A 7,318-nucleotide genomic window follows, 5' to 3' on the forward strand; every position below is an offset into this window, starting at 1 on the left:
CCGGGAGTGTTTCAAAAAACCTTTTCTCCTGGAGAAAGCTTGGATTTTGCCAACACGGTTGGAAAACCCCTCTACACGATGCTTATCGTCGACCACGACCGTAATGCATGGGTAAAACCGGAGGTCTATAGCTATCCGCTTTATATTTGCACGCGTCCTGAAATGCTCTTTAAAGCGGTCAGTGGAGGAAAATAACATGCGATGGCATGGGTTGCTTAATAAAATGATTCAAGACGTGCGCAACACTTTTGGGCAACCCGTCATCTACACGCGAAAGGATAATCAACAATCATTTCAAATTACAGCGATTTACACCATTAAACATTCGGAATCGGACGCCGGTGGCAGAATCTCTACCACAATTGCAAGAAAGGAACTTGATCTTTGTATTAATGATATCGGGGGAGTCCCACCAAAACCTCAAGATAGTATTGTGATCATCTCTCCTGAAAACAACAAAGCCCCCTCTTCTCAAGAGCAATTCGTGATCACAGATGTCCAAGCCTCTGAATCCGGTATGTATAAGCTTATCTTGCGAGAGCTAAAACAATGAGGAACCTTTGTCTTATGTGTTTCAAAATCAATAAGGCTGCCCAAGAGCTCGGATTACTGCTGCAAACCTTGGATTTGGAATAGCACTAAATCGGTAATTCCATGGTGCGCCGGTACGGTGACTGATGTGACATCCTTGGTATGTTATAGTTACTGATGCAATTCTTGCCCAAGTAGTCCTTTCATTATCTTCAGGGCTTTCAAACACAATAGCTTGATTTGTTACTAAAAGACGTCCTAAAATCGGAGTCTTTTCGCCAATATCGAGGGTAACGCGTTCTTGAACTCCCAATAGTTTTTCATTTTGTACTAAACGATAATCATATTCACTTGCGTCAAGTTCTTGAAACATGTCACATGCTTCCTCAAAATTAGAGGGAGGAATATCTGATTGCCACAGAGCAACTTCTTGCTCAAAGCTTTTTTCCTTTTTTGTCTCACGATAAGCAATAATAACAAAAATTAAAACGATAAGAATGGGTACTAATAACCATGGCGTAATAGTTACTGTTACCACAATGCCTCCAATCAGTAGAGCACAAAGGAGAACGATCTGTACCCTCTTTTCTAACCGTTTTTTTTTAAGTTCCGGCAACATTTTATTAATAACTGATAAATCAGAAGAAAGATGGATATGGGATGGAGGCATTAAAACCTGCTCTGAAACTTTTTCTTTAAAACGTTTGTTACGTTTATCTTGCCAATGAACAAAAATAGACAATGCAATAAATGCAAAGAAAATTAACCTGAACCATCCCCAAAAACCTAGACCATCATTTTCGTCTGACTTTTTATCTTGAACATGGATACTTTGCCTATCAATATTCTCAGGTAGTGCCTGTGTCACGCTTTCATTTTGAGTAGCAACATCTATTAATAAAGTAGAGGAGGAGGAAAAAATTTCATTATTGTATGCAACTTGATCTGGTTTGATTTTGTGAAAAAAAAACGCACCTAATATTGCAGAGCCGAGAAATAATAAGACTCCAATGCCAAGGGTTTTCAATCCATTTTTACGCCATTTTTTTATACACACTAAAACAAGTCCGACAACCATCACCGGTAACGACAACAAACATACGATCATCGCAATTGTGTCAAGTATGTCGAGCATTATTTTCCCCTCCACTATAAATAAAAAACTAAGCTGGAAAATCTAAAGTGAGTCGATAAATAAAGTAAATATGTGCTTATGATTTTTAGAAAAAAGTGATATTATTACAGGAGTATGAATAATCGAAACAGGAACCTAACGAACACTTTAAATACTAAGCGGACAAGCTACCAAGATAGTTTATTTTCGCACATTAAAGGCTTTGACCCATTGTATGTTACTCGCATATAGTGATCTTGTGGGTTTGGTTATGCTATAAAACACCTTCACAGAAAAACATAGCAACGGACTTACTACCGTGTTTTTCAGTGCTCGGCTCTTTCTAATTAAAGAGTCAATGCAAAACGTCTAAGTAGTAAGGAGTTCATCATGAATACTCTATAGAAATTAAAGAACAAACTATTGGCCAAGTAAACAGTTCAAACTGTTGACGCACGTGAATTATATTGCGTTTTTGGAAATAAAGTCTGAATTTAGAAAACGGTGGAAAAATAAAAGAATACCACATTACATTAGACATGGCTAAACGTCTTTCGATGATAGAGCATAATGACAAAGGGCATGAGGCACGTCAATACTTTATCAAATGTGAACGGCTTTTGAAACAAGTAGCAACACCGCAAATTGACTACTCCAAACCCGAAGCATTGCTTTGTGTCTTGAATCACTTACAAAATCAAATAGAATAGAAAGACCATGTTATTGCAGAATTAGCACCAAAAGCAGAAACACTTGATGATTTAAAACGCTCTGATGGTTTGTTTGGTTTGATAGAAGCAGCAAAGATATTAGAGGTACGACCTAAGGACTTAACTGATTACTTGCTTAAACATGATTGGGTGTATCGACGGGCTCCAGGGGCTCCTTTGTTACCTTATCAGGACAAGATCAAGAAAGGATTTATGGATTGTTCTGCTATTACCATTCAAAGACCGGATGGTACAGAAAAGGTGCTCCCTTCAACGAAAATCACATCCAGAGGATTAGCATGTTTAAGAGAGCAAATTCACGGAGGTGTGCAATGAATAGCAGTGTCGACTTCTTATGCGATTTGTGGATGGCATTGTTTCAGTTTTCCAATCATCACAGCATTGGAGATGAAAATTGTAATGCCATAGTTGAAGTTATGGAATTAATAGAAAAGGTTTTGATTTTAAAACTTCAAGATGAAGTGCCTAATATTACAAAGATTTTGGCAGCTCTTACAGATTTTGGCGATTCAGAGTTTCCTACAGTTATGTTGCCTTTATTGGGAGGTTACGAACCAGATCTAGAAAACCCCATTAAAAAGGTTGCTTAAGTACCTCCCTTCCCCATCTTTAAAGGTGGGGAGGTAGTCAAGATACTTCTTTAGGTAAGAACTCAAAATGAACGGATTTAAAACCAGTTAAGTCATAATCTGTAAGATCGGCAGTATCAACAAAGTTTTCTGCTTCTTCATCCGTCTTGAAAACGGGTATTTGTTTTAATTTAGAGGTTTTCATAAGAATTAGTTTTCTTTTAGTACATATAGACTTTTAAAAGATTCAAAGTTTAGAAGAAATATATCTATTTAAGCTCACACCATTTTCAGCGGCTTGTATTGCAAGTTTTCTATGGAGTTCTGGTGGTATTCTTAATTGAAACTTACCACTATATTTACCATGTGACAAAGGCACAGGAACTTCTTCTCCATTATGTTGCATGTCCTCAACAACTTCTGAAACAAGGTCCATAATACCTTTTAAAGCTTTCTCTGCTTGAGCATCTAACCATGAAAGGGATGGGAATTCTGCACACAATCCAACATATTCCTCATCTTCTTGCGACCACAAAACACGATATGTATAATGATTATTATTCATGTTTTATCCTTTCTATCGCTTGTAAGACTTGTTTAACCTGATAAGCTTTTGCTTTATTGCCAGAATCTTTTTGAATATTCACACGAGGATCACAAAGCCACGGTGTTTTAAAACAAAGTGGCTTGTACCATTGTTCCGTGGTTCTCCAAAGAAATAGACACATACAGCCAACAAATCTGAAAACTTGATGTTCTTTGGTGATGCTTTCATCAAGCTGATTATTTTTTCAACTTTATTGTTCATAACCAATAATAGTATCATTATTAATCCTAGTTAATCATTTTTAGAAATAGCGTCAACTACCAAGAGCCTTTTTGTAACTCGACACTGTTAAAAAACTCAATAATGGCGATTATGAAGCAATCCCAACCGAATTACAGAAATGGACCAAAGCAGGCGGTAAGCGTTTTGAAGGTCTCGCACACCGGCGCCGCGGCAGAAACAAGCTTATGGGCAAAAGGGGCTTATGTTTCCTCCAATTATCAAACAGTAGAAACGCAAGCACCAACGGGTGTTTTCAAAGCAGAAGCCCTTGCACCAGTCGTTGGTTCTTTTTCTGGGCTTGGAGGCTTATTAGCAGGCAATGGTCCAGTGCAATGGGCGCTCGCCACTATCATGGTCTTAGCCGCAGGTGCTGGTATTTTCTTTGTTGATAAACGCTTTCAGGAGCATCGTCTATGATCTTATGGATGAAAAGAAATCTGATGCTAACAGGCGCGGCTTTAGCCGCTTTTTTTATTGCCTTAGCAAGAGCCTTTACTCTTGGGAAAAAAACAGAACAACAAAAGCAAACAGAAAAAGCTTTAAAAGCAGCCACAACCCGTCTTGAGGTGGAAAGTGAAGTTAACAAAAAAGTGAAGCTGATGTGCGTGCTGCTCTCTCTGACTGGTTGCGCAACAAATAAATATGCTTCTTCTTGTGTTGGTTGGTTACCTATTTATTTAAGCCGGCAAGATCTGAACACCATTAGCTCAAACTTAGTAAGAGAGATCTTAAAGCACAATAATCTAGGTGAACGCTTGTGTGGATGGAAACATGATTAGAAAAAAATCCAAAAAACACACAGAGCTTACAGAAGCAGAAAAAGAAATGCTTCAATAAATCATCATCACCTATCAAAGTGTGAAAATGATGCTCGTTTGATGAAGTGGATAGCATTCATCCTCTTTTTGCTTATCCTTGATTTTTCACTTATTATGGATGCGATAGACAATATCTTTGCACATTATAAAACAGTGGCTAACCAAAAACTGAAAGCTTTACCCCCTCCCCGCTTTTAAAGCAAGGAAAGAGAGATTATATCGTAATCTATCCGCTAATCGCTTAAGTGTTTCTTAGACATCTGACGCGACAATAGACATAACAATTATCAAGCCCCTCCAGATATAAAAGACGCCCATTGTTCTAAGAGGACACGGCGCTATTCTAAAAAATCCGTCCGCATGTAAGCCTTTGTCACAGAATTCCCAACTGAATACGCAAGAACAGATTCTGCAACTTCAAATGGTGTTGACGTTGTCTCTGCTATACAGTCCCGCAGAATCGATCTGAAACCATGAAGTCTATAATTAAAACCTTTGTCTTTCATAAATTTAGAAAGTGCTACATCAGATATAGGCTTTCCAAAACTCTCAACAAATAAAAAACCATTTTTTTGCTTTTTCAATAATAACAAGCGCTTCAGCTGTAAGCGGGACATGAAAATCAGAAACCTTTCCAACAATTCTCTTCATATTTTCTTTTAGGATAATCCATATTGGTCCATAAATCTCTTCTGATCAAATATGCCTGATTGGCATAAAACAAAAAACCGTCAAAATAAGAATTTTTAAGGCTAGATGTGATACAAGCTCATCATTTTAAGATTGAAAAAACTTAGACATTTCTTTCCATAGCATTGCTGGAATATTTTGGGTATTTTGAATAACTTTCCTAATAAAGCTTTTGCTTTTGGTATCAATTACATATCCACATCTATACCAAGTGCCGCCGCATGTTTTATAGCTATATTCAAGCGGGATAGAGCTTTACTTGCTGTTTCGTTTTTTGTCTTCCAAATGGGAGAAATGCATCCTTTTATATCAATTTGCGTCAGTTCAATGATTAGCGTATCACCAAGTTTAAGAAAAACATGTAACTCAAGAGGTGTTAACCAGCTTGCTGCTTTTACTTCATTTTTCAATTCGTTTTTTTCGCTTCAAAAGTACTAGAGGCATTTTTTCGTAAAGAAATACCCACCTGCCCGACGCAAATTTTCTTTTTTTTTCGCCGAATTGGATCAATTCTTTGATCTAAAAGATCACGACAGGCTAAAGCTTTGAACAGTGCTTCTTTTAAAGATACATTGCGACAAGAGCCTAATCCCATTTCTCATCGTCTTTTATTGAGGTCAAACCTAAAAACCCATCATCCTTGATCTGGTGTAGTTTTGATAAGCCATAAACCAGCTCTGTCAGCATATTTGCCTTTAGATAGATTTTTACAGATAAGACAGACAGTCTATCACGTGTTTTTATTCTGCAAACCACCTTTTGAATTGCGCTTGAAGCACTTTCATCTGGTGCCAAGATTATATATAAAAAGCAATTTAATAAAAAAATAAAAACAATTAATTATTAAATAGAAAAAAGATAAACTGCGCTATCAGGTGATATTATAGAGAATTCTAAGGAAAAAAATTGGTGCACAAACGTGCACGCCGTCCACATCACTCTATATGAATTTTCTTTATTTTCTCATTACTTAGATAGTAAAAACTCTCTTTAAGTTTACTGTTTGCAATTCTATAACGATACTATGAATATGATAACTGTAATAATATGAAAGACGAAGCAATCCTTCTTGGCTAACAAATGTTTCAACCACACCTCGTAAACTAAAAATTTTTTATTCTTAACAGTTAAGAATCTGAGTAACTCTTCCTTACCTCCTCATCCTCACTTAAAGTCAATGCTCCCTTTTTTCACCATAAAATAGTGTTTACAATGCATACAATTTAAAAAAATAAAGACCCTATCAAAGAGATAGGACCTTTTAAATTTAAGCTCCTTTATCCTATAAAACTAGAATTTGTAAGCTATTCCTGCGCGAAAATCATTCGTCTTATACTTAACTTCAATCTCGTCTTTAAATTTCTTTTTACCAAAATCTGAGTAACGATATTCCGCACGTAAAACAAGATTATCTGTCATTGCAAAATCAACACCACCACCCAGAGTGTAACCAATCATCATTTTTGTAGCATCCGATGTCCTGTTAAAAAGCTCAGATCCCGTAATGACTGTCGACAAAACATCTTGAAATTGTCCATAAGCGACACCACCAGCAATATAAGGCATCACACGATGAGCAGAAAACCCAACACGCACCCTTGTGGCTCCAGTCCATTTTTGTTTAAAAGTATGATTAAAAGTTAAGCTATTCTTTTCTTCTGTAGTCTCTGTACCAGAGCGAGAAAAGCTAGGCCCCCGCCCTTTGTCAAACTGTGCCCTTTTATAACTTTCTTTCTTTTTACCATTTTCTTCAGTACCAGCATCAGTTCCAGTACCAGTATGAGTTCCTTCAGGACTCGAACCACCAGCACTCGATTCATCTGCATGAAATCTTGTTTTTGTGTCTTTTTTTTCCGTTAAAATGATATCCGTATCAATCCCCATAATAAAATTATTACCGAGATCAAAATTAACACCCGCATAAAAACCACCTATAAACCCAGAAAGATCTGGCATATGCTGTTTCTCGATGGGTATCCATGATTTACTTTTACTCTCCTCATCAGGATAGAGAGGAATATCAACATAAGGCGTTT

10 protein-coding genes and 4 pseudogenes are annotated in these 7,318 nt (G+C 37.0%); 7 read left to right on the forward strand and 7 right to left on the reverse strand.

All coding sequences use genetic code 11. The features are described 5' to 3' along the window. The coding region (locus tag ACFIO3_RS06285) for a major capsid protein (RefSeq protein WP_375704209.1) at positions 1 to 195 on the forward strand (195 nt) is incomplete at its 5' end. Position 196: 1 nt separating this feature from the next. Continuing rightward, the gene (locus ACFIO3_RS06290; RefSeq protein WP_375704210.1) at positions 197 to 553 is read left to right on the forward strand and encodes a hypothetical protein; all 357 of its coding nucleotides are present in this window, start codon (positions 197 to 199) and stop codon (positions 551 to 553) included. 27 nt (positions 554 to 580) lie between these two features. Here the strand turns inward: ACFIO3_RS06290 and ACFIO3_RS06295 are convergent, their stop codons facing one another. Beyond that, entirely contained in the window at positions 581 to 1,666 is a 1,086-nt protein-coding gene (locus ACFIO3_RS06295; RefSeq protein WP_375615203.1) for a hypothetical protein, read from the reverse strand. Between the two features lie 470 nt (positions 1,667 to 2,136). Here ACFIO3_RS06295 and ACFIO3_RS06300 point away from each other — a divergent pair. Beyond that, positions 2,137 to 2,691 (forward strand): annotated as a pseudogene (locus ACFIO3_RS06300) (phage antirepressor KilAC domain-containing protein); the annotation flags it as partial. Then, positions 2,688 to 2,966 (forward strand): hypothetical protein, encoded by a 279-nt coding sequence (locus tag ACFIO3_RS06305; RefSeq protein ID WP_375615204.1) that lies wholly within the window; start codon positions 2,688 to 2,690, stop codon positions 2,964 to 2,966. The pseudogene ACFIO3_RS06300 and the gene ACFIO3_RS06305, both read left to right, overlap by 4 nt. A gap of 37 nt (positions 2,967 to 3,003) precedes the next feature. Here ACFIO3_RS06305 and ACFIO3_RS06310 read toward each other — a convergent pair whose 3' ends face one another. Both ACFIO3_RS06310 and ACFIO3_RS06315 read right to left on the reverse strand, forming a co-directional pair. Continuing rightward, the gene (locus ACFIO3_RS06310; RefSeq protein ID WP_375615205.1) at positions 3,004 to 3,150 is read right to left on the reverse strand and encodes a CopG family antitoxin; all 147 of its coding nucleotides are present in this window, start codon (positions 3,148 to 3,150) and stop codon (positions 3,004 to 3,006) included. A 42-nt stretch (positions 3,151 to 3,192) separates the two neighbouring features. After that, positions 3,193 to 3,510: a type II toxin-antitoxin system HicB family antitoxin gene (locus ACFIO3_RS06315; RefSeq protein ID WP_004856761.1), complete on the reverse strand. Its 318-nt coding sequence runs from the start codon at positions 3,508 to 3,510 to the stop codon at positions 3,193 to 3,195. Between the two features lie 312 nt (positions 3,511 to 3,822). Between ACFIO3_RS06315 and ACFIO3_RS06320 the strand changes: the two are divergent. The 3 pseudogenes from ACFIO3_RS06320 to ACFIO3_RS06330 all read left to right on the forward strand — a co-directional run. Next, positions 3,823 to 4,191: pseudogene (locus ACFIO3_RS06320) on the forward strand (lysozyme); the annotation flags it as partial. Further along, a pseudogene (locus ACFIO3_RS06325) lies at positions 4,188 to 4,414 on the forward strand (hypothetical protein). The pseudogenes ACFIO3_RS06320 and ACFIO3_RS06325, both read left to right, overlap by 4 nt. A gap of 131 nt (positions 4,415 to 4,545) precedes the next feature. Next, positions 4,546 to 4,764 (forward strand): annotated as a pseudogene (locus ACFIO3_RS06330) (hypothetical protein). Positions 4,765 to 4,930: 166 nt separating this feature from the next. On the opposite strand, the gene ACFIO3_RS06335 reads toward ACFIO3_RS06330, so the two are convergent. The 4 genes from ACFIO3_RS06335 to ACFIO3_RS06350 all read right to left on the reverse strand — a co-directional run. After that, on the reverse strand, positions 4,931 to 5,209 hold the full coding sequence (locus ACFIO3_RS06335; protein WP_375615206.1) for a hypothetical protein: 279 nt from the start codon (positions 5,207 to 5,209) through the stop codon (positions 4,931 to 4,933). A gap of 261 nt (positions 5,210 to 5,470) precedes the next feature. Further along, entirely contained in the window at positions 5,471 to 5,692 is a 222-nt protein-coding gene (locus ACFIO3_RS06340) for a phage integrase central domain-containing protein (RefSeq protein WP_375615207.1), read from the reverse strand. Then, positions 5,689 to 5,877 carry a hypothetical protein gene (locus ACFIO3_RS06345; protein WP_375615208.1) on the reverse strand — a complete coding sequence of 63 codons (189 nt, stop codon included), beginning with the start codon at positions 5,875 to 5,877 and terminating at the stop codon, positions 5,689 to 5,691. Before ACFIO3_RS06345 ends, ACFIO3_RS06340 begins: the two co-directional genes overlap by 4 nt. Positions 5,878 to 6,572: 695 nt before the next feature. Continuing rightward, a partial coding sequence (locus tag ACFIO3_RS06350) for an outer membrane protein (protein ID WP_375704211.1) occupies positions 6,573 to 7,318 on the reverse strand: 746 nt, incomplete at its 5' end.

It is taken from the genome of Bartonella sp. AD328YNZD, assembly GCF_042196425.1.

What these genes read in the sequence shown, in the direction of transcription:
- ACFIO3_RS06290 (WP_375704210.1), top strand. Translation starts at nt 197, where the DNA reads ATGCGATGGCATGGGTTGCTTAATAAAATGATTCAAGACGTGCGCAAC.
- ACFIO3_RS06295 (WP_375615203.1), bottom strand. Translation starts at nt 1,666, where the DNA reads ATGCTCGACATACTTGACACAATTGCGATGATCGTATGTTTGTTGTCG.
- ACFIO3_RS06305 (WP_375615204.1), top strand. Translation starts at nt 2,688, where the DNA reads ATGAATAGCAGTGTCGACTTCTTATGCGATTTGTGGATGGCATTGTTT.
- ACFIO3_RS06310 (WP_375615205.1), bottom strand. Translation starts at nt 3,150, where the DNA reads ATGAAAACCTCTAAATTAAAACAAATACCCGTTTTCAAGACGGATGAA.
- ACFIO3_RS06315 (WP_004856761.1), bottom strand. Translation starts at nt 3,510, where the DNA reads ATGAATAATAATCATTATACATATCGTGTTTTGTGGTCGCAAGAAGAT.
- ACFIO3_RS06335 (WP_375615206.1), bottom strand. Translation starts at nt 5,209, where the DNA reads ATGTCCCGCTTACAGCTGAAGCGCTTGTTATTATTGAAAAAGCAAAAA.
- ACFIO3_RS06345 (WP_375615208.1), bottom strand. Translation starts at nt 5,877, where the DNA reads ATGGGATTAGGCTCTTGTCGCAATGTATCTTTAAAAGAAGCACTGTTC.